Source organism: Mesobacillus sp. LC4, from assembly GCF_053543455.1.
Window position 1 is genome coordinate 469,363 of sequence record NZ_JBGCUB010000002.1, and the last position, 26,128, is coordinate 495,490.

At 41.1% G+C, this 26,128-nt stretch carries 20 protein-coding genes; 11 read left to right on the plus strand and 9 right to left on the minus strand.

All coding sequences use genetic code 11. From position 1 onward, the window contains the following. Positions 1-7: 7 nt before the first annotated feature. Both AB5I83_RS08825 and AB5I83_RS08830 read left to right on the plus strand, forming a co-directional pair. Positions 8-991 carry an aldo/keto reductase gene (locus AB5I83_RS08825; RefSeq protein WP_448974590.1) on the plus strand — a complete coding sequence of 328 codons (984 nt, stop codon included), beginning with the start codon at positions 8-10 and terminating at the stop codon, positions 989-991. Positions 992-1,199: 208 nt separating this feature from the next. After that, complete coding sequence (locus AB5I83_RS08830) at positions 1,200-1,826, plus strand: YesL family protein (RefSeq protein ID WP_448974592.1); 627 nt, start codon at positions 1,200-1,202, stop codon at positions 1,824-1,826. A gap of 401 nt (positions 1,827-2,227) precedes the next feature. Here the strand turns inward: AB5I83_RS08830 and AB5I83_RS08835 are convergent, their stop codons facing one another. The 5 genes from AB5I83_RS08835 to AB5I83_RS08855 all read right to left on the minus strand — a co-directional run bounded on the left by AB5I83_RS08835 (position 2,228) and on the right by AB5I83_RS08855 (position 8,036). Next, a complete protein-coding gene (locus AB5I83_RS08835) occupies positions 2,228-3,121 on the minus strand; it encodes a carbohydrate ABC transporter permease (protein ID WP_167834332.1) in 894 nt (297 codons plus the stop codon). Between the two features lie 14 nt (positions 3,122-3,135). Continuing rightward, a complete protein-coding gene (locus AB5I83_RS08840; RefSeq protein WP_448974594.1) occupies positions 3,136-4,014 on the minus strand; it encodes a carbohydrate ABC transporter permease in 879 nt (292 codons plus the stop codon). 75 nt (positions 4,015-4,089) lie between these two features. Continuing rightward, positions 4,090-5,397 carry an extracellular solute-binding protein gene (locus AB5I83_RS08845; RefSeq protein ID WP_226087962.1) on the minus strand — a complete coding sequence of 436 codons (1,308 nt, stop codon included), beginning with the start codon at positions 5,395-5,397 and terminating at the stop codon, positions 4,090-4,092. Between the two features lie 109 nt (positions 5,398-5,506). Then, on the minus strand, positions 5,507-6,292 hold the full coding sequence (locus AB5I83_RS08850; protein WP_448974596.1) for a response regulator transcription factor: 786 nt from the start codon (positions 6,290-6,292) through the stop codon (positions 5,507-5,509). Beyond that, positions 6,282-8,036 (minus strand): sensor histidine kinase, encoded by a 1,755-nt coding sequence (locus tag AB5I83_RS08855; protein ID WP_448974598.1) that lies wholly within the window; start codon positions 8,034-8,036, stop codon positions 6,282-6,284. Before AB5I83_RS08855 ends, AB5I83_RS08850 begins: the two co-directional genes overlap by 11 nt. Positions 8,037-8,383: 347 nt before the next feature. Between AB5I83_RS08855 and AB5I83_RS08860 the strand changes: the two genes are divergently transcribed. The 5 genes from AB5I83_RS08860 (at position 8,384) to AB5I83_RS08880 (ending at position 12,451) form a co-directional block, all read left to right on the plus strand. Further along, positions 8,384-9,538, plus strand: a complete 1,155-nt coding sequence (locus AB5I83_RS08860) for an endo-1,4-beta-xylanase (protein ID WP_448974600.1) — start codon at positions 8,384-8,386, stop codon at positions 9,536-9,538. Positions 9,539-9,649: 111 nt separating this feature from the next. Then, a complete protein-coding gene (locus AB5I83_RS08865) occupies positions 9,650-10,411 on the plus strand; it encodes a polysaccharide deacetylase family protein (RefSeq protein ID WP_448974602.1) in 762 nt (253 codons plus the stop codon). A gap of 270 nt (positions 10,412-10,681) precedes the next feature. Next, complete coding sequence (locus AB5I83_RS08870; RefSeq protein WP_448974604.1) at positions 10,682-11,284, plus strand: hypothetical protein; 603 nt, start codon at positions 10,682-10,684, stop codon at positions 11,282-11,284. A gap of 69 nt (positions 11,285-11,353) precedes the next feature. Beyond that, positions 11,354-11,878 (plus strand): DUF6241 domain-containing protein, encoded by a 525-nt coding sequence (locus AB5I83_RS08875; RefSeq protein ID WP_448974606.1) that lies wholly within the window; start codon positions 11,354-11,356, stop codon positions 11,876-11,878. A 96-nt stretch (positions 11,879-11,974) separates the two neighbouring features. Further along, entirely contained in the window at positions 11,975-12,451 is a 477-nt protein-coding gene (locus tag AB5I83_RS08880; RefSeq protein WP_448974608.1) for a VanZ family protein, read from the plus strand. Positions 12,452-12,611: 160 nt separating this feature from the next. Here AB5I83_RS08880 and AB5I83_RS08885 read toward each other — a convergent pair whose 3' ends face one another. Next, positions 12,612-13,073 (minus strand): hypothetical protein, encoded by a 462-nt coding sequence (locus tag AB5I83_RS08885; RefSeq protein WP_448974610.1) that lies wholly within the window; start codon positions 13,071-13,073, stop codon positions 12,612-12,614. 442 nt (positions 13,074-13,515) lie between these two features. Here AB5I83_RS08885 and AB5I83_RS08890 point away from each other — a divergent pair, with 442 nt between their 5' ends. Further along, positions 13,516-14,583: an acyltransferase gene (locus tag AB5I83_RS08890; RefSeq protein ID WP_448974612.1), complete on the plus strand. Its 1,068-nt coding sequence runs from the start codon at positions 13,516-13,518 to the stop codon at positions 14,581-14,583. Positions 14,584-14,646: 63 nt separating this feature from the next. On the opposite strand, the gene AB5I83_RS08895 is transcribed toward AB5I83_RS08890, so the two are convergent. The 3 genes from AB5I83_RS08895 to AB5I83_RS08905 all read right to left on the minus strand — a co-directional run bounded on the left by AB5I83_RS08895 (position 14,647) and on the right by AB5I83_RS08905 (position 21,443). Then, a complete protein-coding gene (locus tag AB5I83_RS08895) occupies positions 14,647-17,739 on the minus strand; it encodes a hypothetical protein (protein ID WP_448974614.1) in 3,093 nt (1,030 codons plus the stop codon). A gap of 187 nt (positions 17,740-17,926) precedes the next feature. Beyond that, positions 17,927-20,302, minus strand: coding sequence for a serine hydrolase (locus tag AB5I83_RS08900; RefSeq protein WP_448974616.1), 2,376 nt, complete (start codon positions 20,300-20,302; stop codon positions 17,927-17,929). Positions 20,303-20,453: 151 nt separating this feature from the next. Further along, positions 20,454-21,443 (minus strand): LCP family glycopolymer transferase, encoded by a 990-nt coding sequence (locus AB5I83_RS08905; RefSeq protein ID WP_448974618.1) that lies wholly within the window; start codon positions 21,441-21,443, stop codon positions 20,454-20,456. A 562-nt stretch (positions 21,444-22,005) separates the two neighbouring features. Between AB5I83_RS08905 and AB5I83_RS08910 the strand changes: the two genes are divergently transcribed. Genes AB5I83_RS08910 through AB5I83_RS08920 form a run of 3 tightly spaced genes read left to right on the plus strand, consistent with a single transcriptional unit; the run spans position 22,006 to position 26,080 of the window. Beyond that, a complete protein-coding gene (locus AB5I83_RS08910; RefSeq protein WP_448974620.1) occupies positions 22,006-23,373 on the plus strand; it encodes an NYN domain-containing protein in 1,368 nt (455 codons plus the stop codon). Positions 23,374-23,387: 14 nt separating this feature from the next. Next, a complete protein-coding gene (locus tag AB5I83_RS08915) occupies positions 23,388-25,334 on the plus strand; it encodes a MotA/TolQ/ExbB proton channel family protein (RefSeq protein WP_448974622.1) in 1,947 nt (648 codons plus the stop codon). Between the two features lie 14 nt (positions 25,335-25,348). Continuing rightward, a complete protein-coding gene (locus tag AB5I83_RS08920; RefSeq protein WP_448974624.1) occupies positions 25,349-26,080 on the plus strand; it encodes an OmpA family protein in 732 nt (243 codons plus the stop codon). Positions 26,081-26,128: the final 48 nt, after the last annotated feature.

Sequence of the window (26,128 nt, forward strand, 5' to 3'; positions counted from 1 at the left end):
TGAAGAAATGAATTACCGTGAATTAGGAAATACCGGGATCAAAATCAGTGAAGTGAGCTTTGGGACATGGGCCATCGGCGGGTCATGGGGCAAGACCAATGATCAAGAAGCATTAAGATCCCTGGAGTACGCGATTGACCAGGGCGTCAACTTTTTCGATACAGCCGATGTGTATGGTGACGGCCATAGTGAAGAGTTGTTAGCGAAGGCGACCAAAGGCAAGGAAGATCAGATTTATATTGCAACAAAGTTCTGCCGCCAGGGTGACATATTCGATCCGAAAAACTACAGCTATGAAACAGTCAGGTCTTATTGCGAAGATAGTCTCCGCCGTTTAAATAGGGAAGCAATTGATTTGTACCAGATCCATTGCCCAGCTACAGAGATTTTGAGGGATGGCAGCGTTTTTGAAGTGCTTGACCGTCTCCAGGAAGAGGGCAAAATCCGTCACTATGGTGTCAGTGTCGAAACGGTTGAAGAAGGGCTGATCAGCATAGAAAACCCAAATGTCAAAAGCCTGCAGATCATCTTTAATATGTTTCGCCAAAAGCCGCTGGAAACATTGATTCCCCAGGCTTATCAAAAAGGAGTAGGACTGCTGGTGAGACTGCCGCTTGCAAGCGGGCTGCTGACTGGTAAGTTTTCGGCAGGGCATGTGTTTGAAGAAGATGACCACCGCCGTTTCAATGAAAATGGAGAGGCGTTTAATGTCGGAGAAACATTTGCCGGCCTTGGGTTCAAGAATGGTGTTGAACTGGCCGATCAACTGAAGTGGATTGCAGAAGACCGCCAATCAATGGCAAGTGCAGCTCTGCGCTGGATACTGGACCAAAAGGAGATCACTTGCATCATTCCTGGGTTTAAAAATATGAATCAAGTGAAGGATAATCTCGGAGCATTGGAAACAAAACCATTCTCAGAAGAAGAACTGCAGACTATCCAGCGTTTTTATCAGGAGAATGTGAAGGATTTTATCAGGGGGCCTTACTAAATGATAACGTATTGAAGCACAAATGAATTTTTGTGCCTTCTTTTTTGATTTTGTGCGGTGGATGCTTATTCAAACTGTTTTATAATAGTAGCAAGGAATTATTAAGGACAAAAAAGTAATCTGGTTTTAGCCGATTTTCTAAGTTGGTACCGTTTAAAAAAGGGATATTAGATTGTAATGACCTGCTAAGGTTTTTGGGTGGAGGGATATGATGAATACATTGGCAAACCGGGCTTTTGCAGCTACGGAATGGATTACGAAATTTGCCTACATAAATCTTTTGTGGATCGGGTTCTCACTCGCTGGTCTCATTGTCTTGGGGTATTTCCCGGCGACGATTGCAATGTTCACGATCATTCGCAAGTGGCTGAAAGGGGAAACGGAAATACCGATTTTTCGGACCTTTTGGACAACCTGGAAATCGGAGTTTTTCCGCAGCAATGGGTTAGGATTGCTCGTAGCCACAGTCGTCGGGCTTATTGTCTTTAACCTCGTCTTCGTAGAGAGGTCAGGAGACGGTTTTACAAGTGTCATTCAGATCCCAATCTATCTGTTTATGTTCGCTGCCATCATGACTATACTCTATCTATTCCCGGTATATGTACATTTTGAGTTAAAGTGGTTCCAGATTGTTAAAAACTCATTCCTGATCATGTTGATCAGCCCAATTGAAAACATCGTGATGATCGCAGGAATCGTAGCCGTACTATTCGTCGTAAAATTCATTCCCGCATTAGGCTTCTTTTTCGGCGGCAGCCTCATAGCAGCCATCACCATGTCCGCTGCCTATCTCGTTTTCGGCAAGATGGACAGGAAAAGAAGGGTAATTGAATAAAAAATAATAAAGAAAAAGGCCCAATGGGACTGTTTGCTGAATGTTTGTGAACAGTGTTATTGGGTTTAGCAATGAGAAGTTAGGGGACAGAATTTTTGCGTATATAAGTCTATTTATTAATAAGAATATATACTCCACCCCGAAAAGTTAAGAAGTCCTGTTGATTGGAGTGGAAGGCGCGAAGACTCCTGCGGGCTCCAGCTGGACAGGTGAGACCCCGCAGACGCCAACGGCGGTGAGGAGGCTCACCGCCAGCCCCGCGGAAAGCGAAGCGCCTGGAACGGAAATCAACAGCCCCATTTACCCTCAATCCAAAATAAAGACTGTAGACAAGCTCAAGTTCATCGAGTGTGTCTACAGTCTATTTTACTTCTTATCAAGAATTCTTCTGTTATCCCATATCAACCCTTAACAGATCCAGCTGCCATCCCCTCAACAATCTTGTCACTCAAGAACAAGAAAGCCAGCAGGATTGGAACGATACTAATTACTAGAGTTGCTCCGATCGCGCCCCAGTCTGTTAAATATTGTCCTACGAAGTTGTTGATCCCAACCGTCAGCGTCTTCCAGTTGTCCGAACTGATGAAGGTGTTCACAAACACAAACTCATTCCAGTTGTAGATCATATTGATGATGGCGGTTGTTGATAGGACAGGTACGGTCATTGGCAGGGTAATCTGGAAGAAAATCCTGTGGACCGAGCATCCATCCATGACCGCGGCTTCTTCAATCTCACGCGGGAAGGTTCGATAAAATCCGAGCAAGATCATAATCGTTAAAGGCAGATTGAATGCTGTATACGATAAGACAATCGATACAGGGCTATCAATTAAGTTAGCGTTGTTGTACATATTAAACAAAGGTATGATCGTCGAATGCAATGGAATCATATAAGCGACCAGGAATAACCCAAGAACAAGGCCGCTAAGCTTCCAGCTCATACGTGTAACAGCAAATGTCACGAAGCTGGCCAGGATGATTGTAAGGGCAACAGATAAAACGGTGATCCATACACTGTTGAAGAAATAGACCCCAATATTGCCTGAAGTCCAGGCCTTGGTGTAGTTGCCCCATTGCGGGTCTTGCGGCAGCGAGAAAGGTGACATCCCGAATACTTCCTGATTGGTTTTTAATGAAAAGAACAACAGCCATACCAATGGGTAAATTTGAATGACAGCAAATAACCCTAATATTAGATAAAGAAATCCAAATCCGATTTTGTTCAAGTAAGATTTCTTTGTTTTTTGGGGTGCGGAAAGGGTCGTTGCTGCTGGTTGTGTGCTAACCTCGCTCATTATGTTTCACTCCCTTAAAATTGAACATCGTCTTTAGATTTCGTTAGTTTCGAAATTAGCCAGGTCATGAAGAGTGCAATCACCAATAGTCCAAAACCGATGGCACTGCCATAACCGAAATTATTCAATTTAAATGCTTCTTTATACATATAAGAAGCCATTACTTCACTGGCCCCGTTCGGCCCTCCGCCGGTCATGACATAAATCAAATCAAAATATTTCAGTGAACCAACTACTGCGAGCATGATTGTCACTTTAAAAATTCCCGAAATCAGAGGCAGTTTTATCTTATAGGCAATTTGGAATGAGCTTGCTCCATCAATTTTTGCTGCTTCGATGATTTCATCTGGTACATTTTTTAATGCCGCATAATAAATCAAAATGTAAAATCCTGCAAATTGCCAAATAATCGGAATGAAAATTGCATATAATGCGATTTCTGGGTCTGCAAGCCAAATGGGTGTATTTTCCACACCGAACATTTCGAGTAATTTATTGGCCATTCCGTTCGTTGGATCGAAAATCTTCATCCAGAGCTGGGCAATGGCAACAGAGGATAATAGCATTGGGATTAAATAAATCTTCCTTAATAGATCAGAACCCTTGATTTTACTGGCTAAAATCAGGGAAATAACAAGGTACAGCAGCAAGCTCGCTGTAGAGAAAATGGCTAAAAGAAAAGAATGATAGGTACTTGTCCAGAACATTTTATCCTGTACGAGGGTGATATAGTTATCCAGCCCAATAAACGTCATCTCACCGATTCCGTCCCAGTCCATTAAACCGTAATAGCCTGATAAAGCGATGGGAATATAGATAAGGGTGAGGATGAGAAGTAGCGCTGGAAGCGTATAAAGGGCGATTACGTATTTATTCGACATAACATTTTTCATGTTGGTTAGCCGCCTTCCTTTCCTATAAAGAAGAGGACATATTCATCAGCAATATGCCCTCTTTCTAAGCAAGTATTATTTCTCAGCAGCAAGTGCTTCTTCTTGGGTTTTTGCAAACTTTTCAGGAGTTGTCTGTCCGCCGAATAATGCTTGAATCTGGTTCAAGTGAACATCTGCTACGCCGGCAGACATCTGAACATCTGCATATAGAGTCAGGTTCGTCGCGTTTCCTAAGTCATTCAGGATGTCAATGTACATTGGGTGAAGTTCACCATTTGATGTATCAACGACTGTAGCCGGAATGACTCCAGCGTCAACAACAGAACGCTTGCCCCATTCTTCAACGAGGTAGGAGACAAATTCTTTTGCTTCGTCTTTCACCTTTGATTGTTCAGATACGAACAGTCCAACACCAGGTCCGCCTACATAGCTGTCGATATCGCCTTTTCCGCCTTCATAGGTAGGGAACTTGAAGTAACCAACTTTGTCCTTGAATTCCTGGGAAACATCAGGAGTTGTAGTATAGTTTGGAAGCTCCCATGTTGCCATCAAGTACATAGCAGCTTGTTCATTCATAAAGTAACCTTTTGCTTCATCGTTGGAAAGGCCGTTGTAGCCTTTGACGAATGCGTCCATCTTAACAAGCTTTTCAATTTCTTCAGCTGCCTGGACAAGAGCTGGATCTTCAAAGCTTCCAGAACGGTTGATTGCATTGTTCAAAGCTTCAGGTCCGCCAATGCGGTCAGCAAGGTACATATACCACATGGATCCAGTCCAGCGGTCTTTGTTTCCTAAAGTGATTGGAGTCACTCCGTTATCAGCAAGTGTTTCAACGACATTCAGGAACTCATCATATGTCTTTGGAGCTTCTAAGTTATATTTCTTAAAAATTTCTTTGTTGTAATATACCGGGGTGATGTTCAATTCAAGAGGTACAGCGTATGGCTTTTCGTCAACTGAGAAAGCATCAAGCGTACCAGCAACGAAATTGTCTTCTTTGGCAATGTCATCTAATGGAGCAAACATTTTTCCATCAACAAAAGGTTTCATGTACCCTGCTGCCCAGGTGATTCCAACATCAGGCAGTTCATTTGAAGCAGATAATACTTTGATCTTCTCTTTGTACTGCTCATTGCCTAGAATCTCGGTCTGGATGTCTACATCAGGATGTTCCTTTTCATATGCATTGATAATGTCATCCACAATTGTGTATTGCGCATTTGAACTTCCTTCTGGCCATAGATGCATCATTTTCACGACAGTTTTATCTCCGCTGGACGCCTTCTCATCGCCTGAAGAACCAGTAGAGGAAGAGCAGCCTCCCAAAATCAGTCCGCCTGCCAATGCTAAGGTCATCACAGAGGAAAACGCTTTCTTTTTCATCAATCCAAAACCCCCTCAATTGTTTGTTTGTCTATGCCTTACATTTAAAGTCTAACACCAGGGGGGAGACCAAAAAAGGCAACGATGATTAGGAAAAATACTACTATTTTTAGAAAGCCCTTTCATTTCCTGTTTTTCGATAAGCGCTTGGTGTCATACCCTCTATTTCTTTGAAGATCTTAATGAAGTACTTGGCGGTTTTATAGCCGACTTCCTCTGCTATTTCATTGATAGGGAGGGTAGTTGAAAGGACCAATTCCTTTGCGCGCTGGACCCTTCTTCTGGTTACATATTCACTGAAATTCAGGTCGACTTGCTCCTTGAACAATACGCTAAAATAACTCGGATTCAAATGGACATGGGCAGCAACATCTTTCAATGTGAATTCTTCCTTCAGATTTCGGTCTATGTAAATGATAGCCTTTCGGATAGTGTCCTTGGTTGAAGCCATCTTGTTGCTGGCAACAACTATTTTCTCGTCGACCACTTTTTCGATCAATCCGGCCCTTTCTTGTTTCTCCATGACCTTCACAGCATCTTCGACAGCTTCTAACAGCTTCTTTTTACCAATGGGTTTTAAAAGATAATTGATGACACCGAGCTTTAAAGCTTGCTGTGCATACTCGAATTCGGAATAGGCCGATATGACAATCACTACAGGCTTCATTCCTTTTTCCTTCAGTGTCTTTAGTAACTGCAGCCCTGTCATTTCCGGCATCCGGATATCGGATAGTAAAATATGAATCTTCTTTTCCTGTGCAATGCGCAGGACATCCTCACCGCTTTCGGCAGTGAGGATGGTGTATTCACCGTTGTTCCAGCTTTCCAGTGTTCTTTGCAAGCCTTGTCTCGTTCTTGGCTCATCATCCACAATCAAAATATTCTTAGACAACATTCTTTTCGCCTCCTTCAATCGGTAGATCGAACGTAATTCGAGTTCCCTGGTCTAACTCACTCTCTATCAAAAGGTCTGTGTGTGAAATGCCCTGGTAATATAGTTTTAAGCGCTTATAGACATTTGAAATGGCCATCCCTTTTCCGCTCGCAGAAGATGTGCCGCCATCTTCAATGGACTGGATAATTTGTGAAAGCCTCTCTGGGTCCATTCCGGATCCATCATCTTTTACGATGATACGAATCCGATCTTGATTTTCATGTTTTACGGGTTCAACGATTACAGAAATCAGGCAGTTGCCTGTTTTATTTCCAGCTCCATGGAGGGCAGCATTTTCCACGAGCGGCTGTATGATTAGTTTAGGGATCCTGACATGCTCATATTTTTCCGGAAGTGAGACATGCCATTTCAGCCTGTTGCCAAAACGCATTTTCATGATTTCCATATAGTCGCTGATGTGTTTGATTTCGTCTTTCAGGTACACCCAATCATCATCGGTTTCTTTCGTAATCGTATAACGGAATAAATCAGACATCGCTACAACTAGTTCTGCAAGCTCTTCTTCATCTTTTTCATCCAGTGACCAATGAAGCGCATCCAATGTATTGAATAGGAAATGTGGATTGATTTGCGCCTGAAGCGCTTTCAATTCACTTTGGCTTCTTAAAATCTCCTTTTGATAAACCATCTGCATCAAATGGTTCGTTTCTTTTACCAGCTGGTTATAGGTACTGTTCAATTCATTGATTTCGTTAACAGAGTACACTTCAGGATTCAATGTTAATGATCCATCTCCGGCTCGCTGCATCGTTTTTGTCAGTCTCAATATCGGGCTTGTAATCATGGTTGACAGAAAGAAGGAACTGATGGAAAAAATGATGAGACCGACCACCCCGGACAAAATGATGCCGTTCCGAATCCAGGACATTCCTTCTGTCAGTTCACTGACAGGAGTTAAAATCAATACAGTCCACCCTGTAAGGCTTGATGTTTGCTTTGTTACGATATAATCTCGCTCATTGAGCTGTAAGACGTTTTCATTGCTTTTGATAATACGATTGATATCACCATCATAATTTTGGATGATTGGATTTTGGTCTTGATCCAAAAGAATCGAGTACTGGTCGTTCTCATACTTTTCATTCGCAAAGTGAAAATGGTCCCGGTTAATGCTGATTAAAAGATAACCGCCACTTCTAAATTGTCGTTCCATTAGATTAACTCTCCGGATGGCAAGGAAGTAATTTTTATCATTTGGATCTTCGCCGATCCAGACCATCCGTCCTTTTGCCTGATTCGCTTCCTCAATCCACTTTTTCCCGATGCGGTTTTTCAACTCATCCTCGTCGAGGGGGAGGACCCGCTGCCTTTTTTCTGAAAAAAGTTGAAAGGAAAAAATGCCGTCTGTATTCCCGATGATCCTGTTGATATGCCCCATGAGACGCTGTCTGTCGTCAAAGGAAACTTGCTTACCGTCATGCACATCCGTCAAGATTCTTTGGACTTCTTCATCGGTTATGACAAGCTTTGAGTTCATATTGATTTGCTCATAAAGAGATTCCATCCGTCCATTGGCTTCGATCGCTACCTGCTGTATTTGCTTTTCTGCGTTGTTCTGCAGCAATGCCGAAACTTGTCCTAATGTTAAAAGACTGACAATCAATAACACTATCACCATGACAATCAAAAATATAAATAGAATCTGGTTGCGTAATGTATTCCACTTTTTAAGTTGGTTCAGCACGGCGGTTCGCCTTTCTTATTCTAGTAGTATTTGTATTTATTATTATATCTCCTTTCTAACTAACTGGTGAGATGTCTATTTCAGGTAAGTTATGTGAAAAATTAATTTCAATCTAGTCCTATTTTATCATTTTTAGAGAAAACTTGAAATTATTAGTTTATTAAGTGGATAAACAAAGTTTGATGCTGATATAATCTTCTTACGTCAGGTAACAGCTGCCAATTTTTTTACACCTCTATGAAAGCCCTTTCTTTTGTTCCTGGCTAAGCAAACTGAATGAGGGGGGAGAATTCGTTAGAACTGTGTAAAGTGCAAAAAACAATTTTAGAAAGCGGGGAACTCCTAATATGTTAAAAGTATTGCGTAAACCATTTCTTACTGGATTGGCTTTGGCCCTATTTTTACCTGCCGGGTTATCCAATGTTGCAGCAGCTGGACCGGTCAGTGCACTGGATGTCGAAGTGGAACTTGATGAACGATATGCAGATTCATTCGATATTGGTGCAGCCGTCGAGCCTTATATGTTTGAAAGCGAGGACGCTGAAGTACTAAAGCGCCATTTTAACAGCATAGTTGCCGAGAATGTCATGAAACCAATTAACATACAGCCAGAGGAAGGAAAGTTCACCTTCGAGGAAGCAGATAAAATTGTTAAGTTTGCGAAAGAGAATGATATGGAGCTTCGATTCCATACGCTGATCTGGCACAGTCAAGTACCTGAATGGTTCTTCCTGGATGAAGAAGGAAACCCTATGGTCGACGAAACAGACCCTAAGCAACGTGAAAAGAATAAAAAACTTTTGCTAAAACGATTGGAAACTCACATTAAAACAATCGTAAAGCGCTATAAAAATGATGTGAGCTCATGGGATGTTGTCAATGAAGTGATTGATGAGTATGCGTCTAACGAAGAGGGCTTACGTGAATCCCCATGGTATCAAATTACAGGTAAAGATTATATCAAAGTTGCTTTTGAAACTGCGAATCGCTTTGCCGCAAAGGACGCTAAGCTATACATCAATGACTACAATACCGAGGTAGAACCGAAGAGAACCCATCTGTACAACCTGGTGAAGGAACTGGTTGAAGAGGGTGTTCCGATTGATGGAGTCGGGCATCAGGCACATATCCAAATCGGCTGGCCATCTCTTCAGGAAATAGAAGATTCCATTAATATGTTTGCCGGATTAGGCCTTGATAACCAAATTACAGAACTGGATGTAAGCCTCTATGGCTGGCCGCCAAGACCTGCTTATCCAGCTTATGATGAAATTCCTGCATTCGAATTCGAGCGCCAGGCAGAACGCTATGATCAGCTGTTCGAACTATATGAAAGACTTGGTGACAAAATCAGCAGTGTGACATTCTGGGGTGTTGCCGATAACCATACTTGGCTGAATGATCGCGCAGAACAGTACAATGGCGGAGTTGGAGTAGACGCGCCGTTTGTATTCGATAATGAATACAATGCCAAGCCGGCTTATTGGGCTATTATTGACTAGAAGATAGAAAATAATAGATTGCATTTTTTAATTTCCTTGGGATTTTCCGGCTACACTTTGTTGTTTAAAACAACAAAGTGTATGCGGCCAAATATAGGAGGTAATATGCTGATGAAAAAATGTAAAGGACTGTTTATGGCTTTGATCCTATTACTAATTGCCAGTACTCAATACCAGCTGCCAGCCAGCGCAAAACAAACTGAACAGGTTGAAATCCCTGTCCTGCATTATCATGTCGTGAAACCTGATCCAGACCCGAATAATCCTTATCAATTCAGTCTTGAAGAATTCGAAAAACATATGGCATACCTTCACGAAAATGGCTACCGCACTTTGACCATGAAGCAATATTTCAACATCCTTGATAAAAAAGCGGCCATGCCAAAGAAGCCAATTCTCCTGACATTTGACGACAATTCAAATGATTTTTATCCTTATGTCTATCCAGTCTTGCAGAAGTATGGAATGAAGGCCACTCAATTCACGGTGTCCGATTGGGTAGATGGCAGCTGGAATATGACTTCAAACGAACTTCTGACCGTAATGGAAAACGGAGTAGACATCCAGAACCATTCAGTTACGCATCCAGCCCTTGCCGATTTTAGCAGGGAGCAGCAATACACAGAAATCAATGAAGCAACAAAGGCTCTTAAAGAGTTAACAGGTAAAACAACCAATACCTTCGCTTATCCCTATGGAAGCTATAACTCCGAAACAATCTCTGTTTTAGAGGAACTAGGGTTTAAAGGGGCATTTAAAGTAGGCGGCGGAATCAGCACGGATCAGAGTGACCGGTATGAACTGCCGAGGATTATGATTTTGCAGGAGCATACTCTAGGCGATTTTATTAGAATGATAGAGACGGGGTATTAGGAGAGACACTTATTCCAGACAACCGAAAAACAACCATCCCCCAAAAGGCGGATGGTTGTTTTACTTTACTTATTCCTGTGAACCATAACTGATCAAATTCGTGAAAATCCTATACCCACCAGGTACCTGCCCTCTGGATCTGACGATAATTTGACAGGTGCCTGTCACCACCCGAAAATTGTCGAATGAAAAGTTATTATACAATTATTATATAATTTAGAATAAAATGGTATTAAGTATTCGGATGTGTTTTTAGGGGGGGGGATGGTATTGAGGAGTAGAGTGGTTATTTTGCTGTTTTTGGTTCTGGTTGTGGGTTGTATTCTGTATATAAGACATTATAAAAGTGAGCAGGATTATAATAGGAAGTATTATATCAGTGTTGATGAGGCTTCTATTGAGCGGAATCTGAAGTTGTGGTTGAATCGTGATGAGGGGATGGACTTGAATCCGGATATTTTTGATCTTCAAAGGCTGGGTGATACGAGTACATATATGGTCTTATTTACTTTGGGAAATAATGATTATGGAAATGCGCAATTGATCCAGGGCCGGAACGGGAAATTGAGAATTAAGCAGGCGAGTTATGGGGGCATTCTAACCTACGATTATCAAGATATAAAAACGAATAAAGGACGATATTACCTAGTGATGGGAAAGAATCCTGATTTGGTATTTGACCATATCGAAGTGGAAGTTGACTATAAAAAATCTTATAGCTTCTTCGTGGATGTATCAGAAGATGAGTTTTTTTATCACTATGAGAGTATACCCGAGGACCAGGAACTCGACGAACGTACTAAGATTATCTATTATGATGAAGATAATAAACCATTTAGTGATGACCAGTTACGGGTTATAGATTTTAATTGATGTATTCAGGACAAAAAAACACGGACTTTGGTATGATTAAGTTAATTTTTATAATCAACGGAGGAACGGATGAAGAGAGTCAAGTTTCTATTAAAAAACCAAATTGTCCAAATCATTTTGGCTATTCTTTCACTTTCAATCGTTCTTAGTGCATTGGTTTACACTTTTATCGCACCGGTCTATTTTTCAGACCAGACGATTCAGCACAAAATAGTGAAGCAAGTACAAAAAGAGGAAAGGCAGAGGGCGAATCGAAAAGTATCTTCACCGAATGGAGAAGAGCTGTTCAATGAAGAGATGACTGATGCCCAGGTAAAAAAAGCAATCCATCTGCTAAGCCACCAAAAAGTGAGGGCAGTTGAAAAGTGGGGCGCGGAAGAAATCAGCCAGGAAAAGATTGATCTAATGCTCCAGGTAGTCGAGGAAAGTAGTTTTTATAATAGGGATTTATACCTTCGAATACTTACCGCCTGGGCCAAAGACGATTTTTCCAGGGCCGACCTTGACCACAATGCTGTTTGGGAATTGCAAGAAGGGACAGTCGGAAGAGCAACAGGCCTATTGACCCCTGAAGAAGAAAAATTATTTATCTAAGAAAATTTTTGATGATACGGCATACATATCTATGGCGCCCTTGTCTGTATTCAGGCGAGTTTTTTTTTTCACTATCGCTATGAAAAGGAGCTAAAAATGAATCGGATTTTATCTTGGAGTGCTGTGATCCTTTGGTGTGTGCTTATCTTCAGCATGTCGGCACAGCCGGCTGCGGTCTCGAATGGACTAAGCAAAGGAATGACCGAGGTCATCATCGAACATGCTGAGAAGGTTGTTCCGAACGAGGAGTTCAACTTGGGAAGTCTAAATCATATCGTCAGGAAGAACGCCCATTTCTTCCTGTATCTGATACTGGCAATTCTCTTGACCTACGCACTGCGTCAGAGCGGCAACAACGAGACAAGCGCTTATGGGCTGGCGTTTCTCATTACGGTCCTCTACGCCATGTCGGATGAATTTCACCAAATCTACGTACCAGGCCGAGGAGCGCAGTTTAGCGATGTGCTGCTTGATAGTGCCGGAGCATTGGTTGGGATAGTATTGTACATAATAATTCGACAAGTGGCAATTCGACAGGTGCCTGTCACGCCCCGAAATTTGTCGAAAAAATAAACAGGGGTGGTTCGATGTCTTTACATTGAACCGCTCCTGTTTTTTTAGGTTTTATAGTTTTGCCAGTGGAATTGAAACGGCATTTCTATAACGGTTTATACCACCCTGTCTCCTAAGAACCCCTTCTAAATCTTAACTTATGGAATCTGCAATTCAGTCTTTACTCTTCAATTGGGACAAAGAAATCATATTCCGGCTTTCCATATTTCGCAAACATCTTCTCTTTATAATCCTCGAATGATAGGTGGAAGTTTTCCGGGGGATTGCCGAGTACGACGGTGAACTCGCCATCCTTGAATGTAACCATATAGCTTTTTTTCCTATTCACATCTTCATTAAAATATGCTTGCTGAAAGTTTTCCAGCTGCTCGTCAGTAAGGGGTGAGTCAAATAATGTCCTTTCACGGCGTCCGTCTTTTTTTGCCAGAGTGAAAATTCCATGTCCCTTACTTGTTACTTCCTTGTACTCCACGCTGCCTTTGGACGAGCTTTCTATCGTTTTTTCATAATGATAGCCACAGCGTAAGCAGTAGGTGTATATTTCGCCTAATTTATAGTAGTGATCTTCAATTGCGGAACGTGCGCAATTCGGGCATTTTGTTGCATACATAATCGAAGCCATTAGCAAAATTCTCCTTTGGTTAATGGATTTTAGGTTGATCACAGGATGAATGTTAATTGAAGTGAAAAAAGTGAAAGGGCAGATGTTGAGGCAGGTGAAGGGATATCTTTAGAAGCAGGTTTCAAAAAGGAGCATGCACTTGTTGATAGGGAGGGTGGTATAAGTCTAGTTTAAATTGTAATAGTATTTTGTCAATTGGTTTTTTCGGCATTGGGACAAAGATTGCAATTTTAACTTTTTTCACAGATTAAAATTATTGCTGTGTTATGAGCATTAGCACTTCGAACTTCGGCTCCGCTTTTTACTCCTGCCATTCCTATATTTGTATGATTCATCCAAAATGAGTTATTGAAGACTGATTAATAGTATTATAGAATAGCATTTGGCTGTTGTTTAATTAACTACTGCTTTCATCAAGTGTAAATTTAAGGAGTAAAACATCATGAACTTATCTTCGAGAAATACAGGGCTTGATTTAGTAAAAGCATTTGCTATTCTTTTTGTATTATCAGTACATTTCTTTTTGAAGACAGAGTATTATTCAACGCCTTTGGAAGGAAAGAATATGTATGTCCAAACGTTTTTACGAATGTCCTTTTTGATATGTGTGCCGCTTTTTATCATTTTGACGGGGTATCTCCAGTCGAATAAAAAACCGACTGTCGATTATTTCAAAAAGTTGATGCCTGTGCTCATTGTGTACCTTTTCTATTCATTAGTGGCTATATTGGTAAGGGTTTATCATTTTGATGAACAGAAAACAGTGCTGGAATGGCTTGCTGAGGTTACTCACTTTAAGGCAAATAGTTATTCCTGGTATGTGAATATGTACATTGGATTATTTTTGATTAGTCCATTTTTAAATATTTTATATAAGGGACTAAACAGCAAGAGGCAAAAGCAGCTGTTAATCTTAGTATTAGTAGTAATGACATCACTTCCAGATATCCTGAATGGGAAGGCAAGGGGCGTTCTTTTCGTTCCGGACTTCTGGGATCAAATGTATCCATTGATGTATTATTTTATCGGTTCATATTTAAAAGAGTATCAATTTAGAATAAAGAAATGGATTGGAGCCATTTTGCTGGCGACTGTTACTCTAGTTGAAGTGTGGATTGAGGTCCATTATGCAATGGGAGGGAAATTCCGTGGAATGGCAGGATATTATAACTCAACCCTTATAGTTGTTCATTCCGTGATTTTCTTTTTACTATTTTATGATGTTCATATCAAAACAGCGATCTTATCAAAATTCATTACTTTCGTATCAATGCTATCCTTAGATATCTATTTGGCATCAAACATCAGTGATAAAATCGTTTATCAATATGTGTTTGATAACATCTATGTAAACCAGCAGCAGATTCTGTTCCAAGCTGTTCCAATAGTGCTTAGCACATTCACTATTGCCTTTATAATGGCTCTGCTGCGTTACTATATACTCCCCGCCGAACGTTTGAGTACTGTAAAAATAAAAAAGAAAAATAATATGAAACTTCGTTATACGTAAGAAGAGGGTGTCTCAAAAGGTATTAACTTTTGGACACCCTCTTTATTTAAGATATTTAGTCTACTATTTAATCCATGCACCGTCTGAACCAAGTTTGTATCCGCCAATAGTGGTGTTATAGGCCATAACACCGCTGCTGTAGAGATAATACCATTTGCCGCCTGTATACAGCCAGCCGGTCTTCATGATGCCGCTTGGTTCCAGGTAGTACCATTTCGTTCCGGATTTCAGCCATCCGGTTTTCATCACTCCGCTTGGCTCCAGGTAGTACCATTTCGTTCCGGATTTGAGCCATCCGGTTTTCATGGCACCGCTTGATTCAAGGTAGTACCATTTTGTACCGGATTTGAGCCATCCAGTTTTCATGACACCACTCGATTCAAGGTAATACCATTTTGTGCCAGACTTAACCCAGCCAGTTTTCATGGCACCGCTTGACTCCAAGTAGTACCACTTTGTTCCATCTTTCAGCCATCCGGTTTTCATCACTCCTTTTGAATCCAGGTAGTACCATTTTGTTCCGGACTTGAGCCAGCCAGTCTGCATAATCCCTTCATCATCAAAGTAGTGCCAATAGCCGTTGATTTTTTCCCAGCCAGTCTGCATTGCACCATCACTATTAAAGAGGTACCAATCACCGTCGATCTTCGTCAGCCCGGTCGCATAGTCATCTGTCAAGGGGTTGTAGTAATACCATTCACCACCGTAATAAACCCAGTTGGAAGCTGTGGTAAAATGAATGATTAAATCCTCTGCTAACGGGTTGCCGTCGTATCCAGTAATTGCATCGCTGTTGATTTGCAAAGTGTATTCAGTGTATCCCGCCAGAAGGGGAGGGATAACGTAAAGTGCATCCTCAAACTCGGCGCTCTCAACCTCAATCGTTCCATCAGGCCCAAGGATACTGATTCCTGAAGGGTCTTTCACCACAATCCCCTGATCAAAAAGAAGAGCAAAGAAACTGTTTATAGGCACATCCTCGACGCCGTCATAAAAGGACGCGTAATCATAGTCTTCCTCTCCGTCATCATAATACGTAATCGAGACAGCTTCGTGATATTCTGTCGGTACTGGATCGGAAGGGGTACCAGGATCGCCAGGATCGCCAGGGTCGCCAGGATCACCAGGATCACCAGGATCACCAGGGTCACCAGGATTTGGATCATACTTTTCATCAGTATTCAGCTTGCTGATCTGGACATTGCCATTGCTATCGGTAAATACTGCTACTAAACCATCTTTAAAATGGAGCTGATCTGCTTTTACACCTTTTGCAACCGAATAAAGATATTCATTTGTATTGTAGGCATAGACGTCAATTCCGCCATCAATTCTGGCTGCATAGGTTAATTGTTCATCTATATTAAACTCATAATCTGCATAATTGCTGCCAAGATCAAGTTTATATTTCATATCGCCAGATTGATACTTGGCAAGGCTGAAAACGATGCCGCTTGTATTATACATACTTTGGCCATCAGGGGTTATTTTTGCCAAAGGGAATAAGTCGTAATTTCCATGGTATGGCGAGCCGTACTGATTTTTAACAATGCCATCCTTCACCTCAAAAGCTGTTACATCCCGAGGATCCGTATCTGTGTCGATCGTATAGATTTTTGACATGGAAGGATTATAGTTGATATACGACCATGCCCGCATATTGACTTTTTCTTTATTGATTATCTCGCCGCCAGTGACTGAAGAATACACCTTCAGATCTTCCCACTGGTTGGAGCCAGGTGTGATATAGATGTAACCTGATCCATCGATGGCAATATCAAAAGGATCGGTATCTACTTCAATCAATTTGACTGCTTCGAATGTTTCAGTATCGATCTCAGCAATTGCACCAACCAACAGATTATCAGTACTGTATTCATGATTCATTTCATGCTGCGTTACATACAATTTATTGTTATATAATTCTATTCTTTCTGCAGGGTAAGGCAAAGCAAGCGCCTTGACTTCACCTGTTTCATAGTTTGCTGCATAAATTGTATAGCTTTCAGGTCTGGTCAAATAAACGACCGGTTTAACTGGATCGATCGCTGTATCTTTTGGTATGAATCCCAAGTTGTCTATTGTTCCTGCTGGGTCAGGTACTCCAGGTGTGTCGGGAAGTCCTGATGTTGGCGGTGTATCCGAACTCATCGTTTCAATAAAATACTGTCCGTTTTCATCTTTGTTGATTGTTACAAGCAACCCGTTTTGGAGATGAAGTTCCTGAACACGGAGGTCTTTTCTTAAAGCATACAAATACTTATTTGTTCCATATTCATACACGTCAATCCCTCTGGTTTTGCTTGCTCCAAAGGTCAATCCCTGCTCTGTGCTGAAAGCATAATCGTTATATCCTTTGCCAAAAGTGAAGTCGAATACCATGTCACCAGACTGGAAAAGGGCAAGATCGAACACATTGCCGCTATTGTCATACAAATTCAAGCCATCATGGGAAAATCTTGACATTCCTTGCATGTCATAATCTCCATGGTAAATAGAATCATAGTGATTGTTAATGACGCCGCCGCCGACAATTTCAAAAGCTTCAATGTCTGTAGGACTTGATGCTTTGTCCATTGCGTATATTTTTGAGGTTGCGTGATTGTAATTGATATAAGACTTGTAATATATGCTTGTTTTATACGGATTTTGTTCAATTTCGGTTTTTTCCGTCATCGAGTAAACCCTTAAATCTCCCCATTGATCTGAGCCGGGTGAAATATAAACATAACCATTTGAATCGACAGCTATATCAAAAGGGTCTTCTTCAATATCCAGTACACTGCTAAGTGAGAAATTTTCTGTATCCACTTCTGCTATTGCTCCAATACGTATATCAGTACGATACTCATGGCTCATTTTATGCTGCGTGATATAAAGCTTTCCTCCAAATAAATCCAGTCTTTCAGCAGGATAGGGGAGAGTCAATGTCTCGATTTCTCCTGTTGTAAAATTGACAGCATATAAAGTTTGGCTGCCGAGCTTTGTCATATAGAGAACTGGTTTGTTAGGGTCCATCACTGTATCATTTGGCTTGAAATCTAGATTGATCCTGCCGTTGAATGATTCTGCTGCCACACTCTTTTCTTGAGTGTATGGAAGTGCTGCAGACAAAACTAAAATGAATGCAAATATTACTTTTAAAAATCTGATCAATAATCTCCCGCCTTTTTAGAAATTTTTAGCATTTCCTTTAGTATCGGTCTAAGTTGTAGAACTTTTATTTGTAAAATTGAAATATTCAAAAGGTGAGAGGTACTATGAGGCTCGGGGAAAGTTTATAACATGGTGAATATGATTAAAGAAAATGGAAGCATAGGAACGGCCCTATGCTTCAGTTTCTTTACTGCATAACCTTCCAAAACTCCTCAGCGATTGCCTGGTAACCCAATAGATTTGGATTGAATCTATTTTGGTTTGGAAGGTAATTAGTATAGTTTTGCTCATTGATGATTTGCGTTGTTGAAATATATGTGTCGCCATGCTGGTTGGCCTGTTTTTGGATTTGGGCATTCAAGGCCAGGATTGCTTGATTGATCTGTTCTTTTTGCAGTGGATCAGTCCCGTATGGCATTGGGTTGTAATAGCCCATTACGAATACCTTTACTTCAGGGTTAAGTTCATCAATTGTTTCCAGGATGGTGCTTATTTTTTCCGAAATTGACGGTATTTCTTCCAGCGTCTTGTCTGTATCGTTTTGTAATGAAAGATATATATCATTTATTCCGATATCGAGCGTAATATGTGTAGCATTTTTAATTGCCTGCTGAACGTTTTCCTTTTCCAAATCGGCCATCAGATTATCCGTTTTATGACCGGAAGCGGCAAAGTTGTTAAATCCTAGCAGTTCATGGGCTTTTGAAAAATTCCTGGCAATGTAGTTCGGATAGCCCCAATCAGGATCCACGCCATTTTCCGTTGGGCGGTCCTGGCCTTCAGGAGTCATGCCTGATGCAAGTGAGTCTCCTAAAGCAACATAGTTTATCTGGACCCATGCACCGTCGGGACCTAATTTAAATCCTTGGATCGTTGTATTGGCGGCCATCACACCCTTGGGATTGAAGTAATACCACTTGCCGTCGATTTTTTGCCAGTCAGTGACCATAGCGCCGCCAGCATCGAGATAATATTTCTTTCCGTCCATGTCAATCCATCCGGTCTCCATTTTACCAGTAGCTCCATTGAGGTAGTACCAATCGTTTTTATAAAAGGTCCAGCCAGTCAGCAATTCACCGTTTGTACGGAGTGAATACCATTCCCCATTGATTTTTTGCCAGCCAGTAAGCATCTCGCCGCTATCTTTAAGGTAATATTTTTTTCCTGATAAATTGATCCAACCCGTTTCCATTTTTCCGGAAGTTGGATTCAAGTAATACCATTTATTTTTATACAGCGTCCATCCGGTGAGCATTTCACCATTTGGCTGAAGGAAAAACCATTCATTATTTATTTTTTGCCAATCAGTTGCCATCTCGCCGCTATTTTTAAGGAGATATTTTTTGCCGGATAGATTGATCCAGCCTGTCGCCATATCTCCCGAGTTTTTCAGATAATACCATTTATTTTTGTAAAAGGTCCATCCTGTGAGCATTTCACCATTCGATTTGAAGTAGTACCATTTACCCTCGACCTGTACCCAGCCAGTTTCCATTTTTCCGTCAGAATCAAGGTAATACCATTTTCCCGCAGATTTAACCCAGCCTGTTTTCATCACACCTGTGTGGTCAAGGAAGTACCATGCTCCGTTGTAGGAGATCCAGCCTGTTTTCATAATCCCATCGTTGTTTAAGTAGTACCATTCATCGCTGGATTTTAACCAGCCTGTTCGCATGGCCCCGGTGGTTTGGTCCAGGTAGTACCAGCGGTTATTATAGTTTAGCCAGCCCTTGTATTGCCCGTCCTTTGTGTAAAAGAACCATTTGCCGCCCGATGATACCCAGCCAAGGCCCGGTATTTCGTTCCAGACCATTTTTGAGATGGTGTTGATGGTGTCGATCCCGTAAGAGAAGGATTTATTATTAGTAGTTAGAACGGCAATGACATAGCTTTTGCCTTGTCCATTTACAAACCCAACACTATTAACGTATTGGCCATTAGTGTACCAGCCGTTTTTCAGCGCCACACTCACTCCGGCCGGAAGCCCATATCCCGTACCCCAGCGCTGGTCTGCCTGGACGTTCCTCATCAGGTTAAGGCCATAAGCTCTCTGGGAATCCGTTAAAAACGAGTTGGGATAGGCGAATAGCTTCATCATGGTAAGCTGGTCCGTCACATTTGTGGTTGTGCGGCCCCACCATCCGCCAGCGCCAGCTTTTGTATTATTCATCCCGACCATATTAAAAAATGACTGCGCCCCTGATTCGCTGCCGGTGCGCCGCCACATCGTACTCGCAGCACTGTTGTCGCTGCTGACGATCATCTTCGTAAGCAGAGAATTCTCGTAAGATGTAATAGGAATTTGCTTATAGAGCACATTTGCCAAAATCGACATTTTTACAATACTCAAGGTATTGTAGGTTTTAGCAGAATTATATGTATATGTTTCGCCGGTATTGGCATCGTATACACCGACAGACACCGTATTGCTCCTTGAATTAAGATAACTCGTGACATCCGGCCCCAGAACCATGTTTGCCGAGGCATCTCCAGGCATGCCCAAAGCCACCATCATTAAAAGCCCAGCCAAAACCCCTGCAATAATCTTATTAATAAAACTCATCTCTTCCCCCTAAATAATTGGTAATCTATGTATCTAGTACTATGATACTGCATCGACAGGTGCCTGTCACCGCCCGAAATTTGTCGAATGGAGTGTAAATAAAAGGAGGCGCCTTCCATCAAAGAGGAGGGCGCCTTTATGTTATATGATACTAGTTTGGTGTTGAAGCTGGAGTGCTTTCTGAGTGTTCTAAATGGGTTTTAAGCTCGTTTTGGACTGCTAGAATTTCTTCTTCTGAAAAAACTTGATAATAGATTTTATCAATGGTTGTTCCGGCTCCTTGGAGTTGGATTTGTTGAAGGTCTTTGCTGGCACTTCTATAATTCTTTTGGAAATCAGCCATTTCTCGTAAGGTCATATTCGTTTTAACGTTGTTGCTCAGGGCATCGAGTATTTCATCTAATTTGGTGATGGAGCTGAGGCTTCTTCCTTCGTTAATAACGCCCTGGATCACTTGTCTTTGTCTTTGCTGCCTGCCAAAGTCCCCATTTGGATCTTCTTTTCTCATCCTTACATATGCCAGGGCTTCTTCTCCATTCAGGTCGATTTTACCTTGGTTAAAATCATGGCCGCCTTCTGTAAATGTTAAGTCATTGGTAACCGTCACTCCACCTACTGCGTTGACGATATCTTTGAAGCCTTCCATGTTTACCTGAACATAGTAATCTATTGGGATATCCAGAAAACTCTCGACGGTTTCTACCGCCATTGTAGGTCCGCCAAATGCGTAAGCGTGATTAATCTTGTCTTCAAAGCCTTTACCAACGATCTGGGTTCTAGTATCCCGAGGGATGCTGACCATTTTAGTCGAGTTCAGTTCAGGGTTCACGGTCATGACGATCATCGTATCCGACCGCCCCTTATCACCTGGCCGCGCATCTACACCCAACAAGAGCACAGAAAATGGGTCTCGGGATTTGTTTTTCACCTCTTTAATTTCTTCGGCAGAAGCGAACTCTGGCTTCTGCTTATTAGAATTCTTACGGTCAATCGGCTCATGCATCGTTTCTACTGCTCTCGAAACATCGGTATAAATAGAAAATAAATATGCACCAGCACCGATTAGGAATACAAGTGCCAACACACCAGTCACACGTAGCCAGGTCCTCTTTTTCTTCCTGTTTCTATTCACCTTTGACATATCATGCCTCCTAATTTTAAAACTTTAAGATTCCACCATTGTTCTTTTAGGGAACATATGGATGCAAATAATCAAAACGAACTACTTTGATGGAGCCGACTTTTAGACTAATAATCAACCGTCCAACCACCACTTCAATTTCTATATATTCTATAAATTCCTCAATCATACTTCATATAATCATTATTATTGGACAGGGCCTTTTTTACAGGTGCCTGTCACCACCCGAAATTTGTCGAAATTCGGAGTTAGGGTTTTTGGTATGATTCCTATACCCTACTAGACTCTGTTTATGAGGATTTTGTTACAGTAAATGTAAAAATTCATCAAAACGATAGGTTCCTTAGTTTGTGTATGTGGCATGTGGTGACATTGGATATGAGCACTTTCAGAGAGCGAGGGATTTCCTGTTTCGACGGGTGCCTGTCACCGCCCGAAATTTGTCGAATGAGTTTTTTAAATTTTTGGGGCTTTTTGTCGATATATTTGGTGAGGCTAAAGTTTCTGTAGTCGTAATGTCCTAGTTCGATAGGGGAATTCATCATAGAAAGGAGCTGGTTTTATGTCTTCATCGGATGGTTTGTTGTATGTTCTTCCTTTTTTAACGGATTTGGAGGAGGATAGGGTGTTTCCGGAGTTTTTTAAGATGGTTGGGAATCACTATTTTATGTATCGGATTGCTGAGAGTGTTGGCGGCCATCCTTTTATTCCGTTTCCTTCTTATGCAGCGATAGAGTTGGAAGAATTATCGTTAATCAATGAGGGATCTGTCTATCCAAAGGAATCGAATGAATTCCTTCAGGTTTTTTCAGAAGCAATTTCACCCCTTGATTCCATCAAAAGAAAGGCACAATTAGTTTCTAGAGGGGAAAGCTCCTTCTCTAATAAACAGAATATTCATAGAACAATTGGGCAAATAAATCGATTTCTAATCAATGCAAATCGTTCAAAGATTGATAGAATACCGGTTTTGTCGATTCCATTCAAGAAAGAATATTCTCTCACTCGGCTTCACGTCAGTAAAATGCTTAATAATCAAAAGTGGATCCGGCAGCTAATTAGTTTTTTCCAATACATCACCGAAAATAAGGTGAAGGGCTGTCCAGGTTTGAAAATAGATTCCTTCTTATTCAACGAAGAAGGAGAGATAGAGAAGTTTCTAATGTACAACATGCTTGAACGTTCAAATGCATCGGATACAGAAATATTACTCCATAATCTTGAGGTGTTTGCAGCTTTGATTGAAGACTTTTCGGGTGAGTTATACGGATCTGGCTACAGGGAAGACCAGCATAATTCTGACTTCAATCTATTGATGATCGCACTGAATAATAATGAATATGCATTTGATGATTTTAATGAGATTGAAGCTTTTTTGGAGAGTCAAGGAAAAAGAGGGAAATCACAGGAAAAGATTGCTGTATTTCTTGATACGGCCAATATTTTTACAGGTTTGCATACATATGATATTCATTTTAGCAGCCTATTGTCGAAGATTTTTGGGGAAAAGAAAAATATAACCGAGCAATATGCCGCCCTTTTTTACCCTGTATACGAAAGTGCTTCAAAAACTAGTTATGAAAAGGCAAGAAGAGATGAATTCAAGGCTAGTCTTGAAGCACAGGGATTTCAAGTCCTAGTGGCTGCAAATGGCAGGGATAAGGCAAAAGTCATTGAAGGCGGTCGGGAGATGGATGTGGATGACCTTATGTTAATTGCCAAAATGAAGGAGCGGATGGATAAGTTCAAAAAGGTTCTTGTCCTGACAGGTGATAAGCACTTCCTTCCAATCATGAAGGAGTATGAAGAAAATGGTATTAAGGTTAATGTCGTCTCGATTCATGAGGATGACACTGCACAGGAAATAAAAACTCATTTTAAGGATAGGCATCATCTCATTACTGATTATTGGGAAAGCATTTTGATATAACAGGGGGAAACATCGTGAGAAGCAAAGCTCAAGTACTGCCAAAATGGCAATATATTATTTTTCTGCCGCCAATTATTTATGTGGCAGCGGTTTATTTCGGATTAGTAAAAAGTCAGTCATTTATTGGAAATACGATTATTATAGCTACGATTGGTTTGTTGGCATTTATCACTCATTACTCTATTAAGCAAAATAAACGTTTCTATATTTACTTGGAGAATTTGTTGGCAGCAATCAAACGAAATCCAGATTCATCGGTACTAGTTGAAAACATATTAGAAAAGTACCAGGCTGAAAGAAAAAATAGTGATCTGCAAATCAATATTCCGTCCTTCCTGGAATCTTATTTTGCTGATTTTGAACTGGAAAATAAGAATATAGTAAAATCCTTAAAGTTAATCCAAACATTTGCCTCCATTACAATTTTGATAGGCGTTTTGGGTACATTTATCGGTCTCGTTGTCTCTTTGGCCGGAATTGATGCTGGTTTGGCAGATAACTCGATCATGACAATCCTATCTGGCGTGAATACAGCATTTTACACAAGTATTGCAGGTATTGTTTATTCGATAACAATCAATTTGCATTCAAGGATTGTAAATTCAGAACAACTGCTTATCCAGTTAATGCTTAAAATTGAAAACATTATCCACCAGAGTGACCTTGAAAGTTCGGACATGAAGGTAATCCATGCAATGGTTGAAGTGAAACATGCGATCGAACGCATGGGTCAGTCATTCATTGATGTCGCTGACTTCTCGAAGAATTTCGAGAAGGCCACCCAGAACATGTATCAATTCAATGCTGACTTTAGCAAAAACACATCGGAATTAAGCCATTTATTTGGAGATATGCGTGAAGTAAGTTCGTTGTTCAATGAGAGGTCGAAGCAAATACATGATGATTTTGGGAAGTTGTTCGATTACTTCAACCAGCAGGAGGCAATCCAAGCAGCACTTGTTAATCAGGTACAACATTCGTCTGAAAGAGTGTCTGCTGTCTGGGAAATGCAAGTACAGCAACAGAAAGAAATGAGTGTTGTCCTTAATAATATCGTCCAGGATTACCATGTCACAAAAGAGCAATTCGCAAATGTATTCAATTCAGCTGTTGAACGGGTCCACGATGCTTACGAGGAGATGGGCAAATTTTTTGATGGAAGCCTTGCACAGCAGCAGCTTCTTGTCGAAAGCCAGCAGCGAATTGAGGATAAGAATGCCGCTTACATTAAAGAGGTTGGATCGGCGACTAGCGTAATGAAGCATATTCTTGAAAATAGTTCGTTTGAAAACTTAGCAAGCGTTTCGACTTCTTTCACTGAAAATACTGAGAAGCTGCAGAAGTTTTTCCAGAAGCTTGGTTTTGAAATTGCGCAGCTTAAAGTCCAAAATGACTCGCAGACATCGATGTTCCAAAACCTGGCCACGCTTATGGATGAGCAGCTTTCGTCTCACCGTACGACTCAGGCGGAATTCAATGATTACTTAAAGCAAAGTATTGCTCAAAATGTCCTGATTCAGCAATCATTCCATGAAGCGATAGCAAACTTTGAGAATTATAAGACAAATAATGAGCGTCTTACAGAGCTGGCTGCGCAGATGGAATATACATTTAAGAACAACTATGTTCAGCAGCAACAGCAGTCTGAATCATTGAAGGCTGCTCTGAATGATTATGTCATCAAGTCTTCGGATAGCATGAACAAGCTGTTCTCGCTTCTTGAGGAGAGTCTTGACCATAGTTTCAAAGATACGTTGAAGCACTTCCAGCGTTATATTGGTACAACGAATGACATTATTGAAAGAAAGTTCAATGCGATGGATGCATCAAGATCAACGATGGAAGAAGTGGGTTATTTTACATTAAGCCAGCTTCAAGACTCGATTGTTTCACTCGATACGAATGTACAAAAGTTGGCTTCAGAAGTGAAAGACAAAAACCCAGAATTGATTGGGCAATAAGAAGGTGAAGATGGATGAATAACAAGTATCGGCGCCTTCTGGATGGAACCAACTCTGACAATGACTTTTGGCCAACTTTTACCGACCTGCTCGCTACTATTTTGCTCGTGGTCATCCTTATTATGGTTACCACAACGATTCACAACGAGAATGTGACGAAGGCGATGCAGGATGAAATTGCTAAGGGAAAAACGGAACTAGAGGATCGGGTGAAAAAGATCGAGGAGCAAGAAGAGCAAATTGCGATGCTTACTGGAATCCGAAAGGATATAGTCAGTAAGTTTGAAGAAGAATTCAAGAAAACGAATCTGGACATCGAAATCGACAAGGAAACAGCTGCAATAAAATTTAACGCTGACCTTCTTTTCGAGACAGGTAAAGCTGAAGTCAGACCTGAATTCAAGGAGCAGTTAAAAACCTTTATCCCTATTTACTTCAATGTCCTTTATAAGGAAAATGAGGAGCATATTGCAGAGATAATTGTTGAAGGGCACACAGATGATGTCGGTTCCTATATGGATAACCTGGACTTATCGCAAAAGCGTGCGTATAACGTCGTCAGATATATTTTAAGTGATGAATTCGGCGACTTTCCGTTCAAAGCTGAGGTAGTAAAGGATATTACCGCGAATGGACGATCAGAAAGTCAGCTCAAACAGAAAGATGGAAATGTAGACAGGCAAAAATCCCGCCGAGTTGAATTCAAATTCAGACTCAGGAACTTTGCCACAGATGAAAGCATTTAATCGGGTGGTGACAGGCACCACCCGAATTTTGTCGAATACCAGGAGAGG

What these genes read in the sequence shown, in the direction of transcription:
- AB5I83_RS08825 (WP_448974590.1), top strand. Translation starts at nt 8, where the DNA reads ATGAATTACCGTGAATTAGGAAATACCGGGATCAAAATCAGTGAAGTG.
- AB5I83_RS08875 (WP_448974606.1), top strand. Translation starts at nt 11,354, where the DNA reads ATGAAGAGAGTCAAGTTTCTATTAAAAAACCAAATTGTCCAAATCATT.
- AB5I83_RS08910 (WP_448974620.1), top strand. Translation starts at nt 22,006, where the DNA reads ATGTCTTCATCGGATGGTTTGTTGTATGTTCTTCCTTTTTTAACGGAT.
- AB5I83_RS08860 (WP_448974600.1), top strand. Translation starts at nt 8,384, where the DNA reads ATGTTAAAAGTATTGCGTAAACCATTTCTTACTGGATTGGCTTTGGCC.
- AB5I83_RS08840 (WP_448974594.1), bottom strand. Translation starts at nt 4,014, where the DNA reads ATGAAAAATGTTATGTCGAATAAATACGTAATCGCCCTTTATACGCTT.
- AB5I83_RS08920 (WP_448974624.1), top strand. Translation starts at nt 25,349, where the DNA reads ATGAATAACAAGTATCGGCGCCTTCTGGATGGAACCAACTCTGACAAT.
- AB5I83_RS08890 (WP_448974612.1), top strand. Translation starts at nt 13,516, where the DNA reads ATGAACTTATCTTCGAGAAATACAGGGCTTGATTTAGTAAAAGCATTT.
- AB5I83_RS08900 (WP_448974616.1), bottom strand. Translation starts at nt 20,302, where the DNA reads ATGAGTTTTATTAATAAGATTATTGCAGGGGTTTTGGCTGGGCTTTTA.
- AB5I83_RS08830 (WP_448974592.1), top strand. Translation starts at nt 1,200, where the DNA reads ATGATGAATACATTGGCAAACCGGGCTTTTGCAGCTACGGAATGGATT.
- AB5I83_RS08885 (WP_448974610.1), bottom strand. Translation starts at nt 13,073, where the DNA reads ATGGCTTCGATTATGTATGCAACAAAATGCCCGAATTGCGCACGTTCC.
- AB5I83_RS08845 (WP_226087962.1), bottom strand. Translation starts at nt 5,397, where the DNA reads ATGAAAAAGAAAGCGTTTTCCTCTGTGATGACCTTAGCATTGGCAGGC.
- AB5I83_RS08850 (WP_448974596.1), bottom strand. Translation starts at nt 6,292, where the DNA reads ATGTTGTCTAAGAATATTTTGATTGTGGATGATGAGCCAAGAACGAGA.
- AB5I83_RS08905 (WP_448974618.1), bottom strand. Translation starts at nt 21,443, where the DNA reads ATGTCAAAGGTGAATAGAAACAGGAAGAAAAAGAGGACCTGGCTACGT.
- AB5I83_RS08835 (WP_167834332.1), bottom strand. Translation starts at nt 3,121, where the DNA reads ATGAGCGAGGTTAGCACACAACCAGCAGCAACGACCCTTTCCGCACCC.
- AB5I83_RS08880 (WP_448974608.1), top strand. Translation starts at nt 11,975, where the DNA reads ATGAATCGGATTTTATCTTGGAGTGCTGTGATCCTTTGGTGTGTGCTT.
- AB5I83_RS08865 (WP_448974602.1), top strand. Translation starts at nt 9,650, where the DNA reads ATGAAAAAATGTAAAGGACTGTTTATGGCTTTGATCCTATTACTAATT.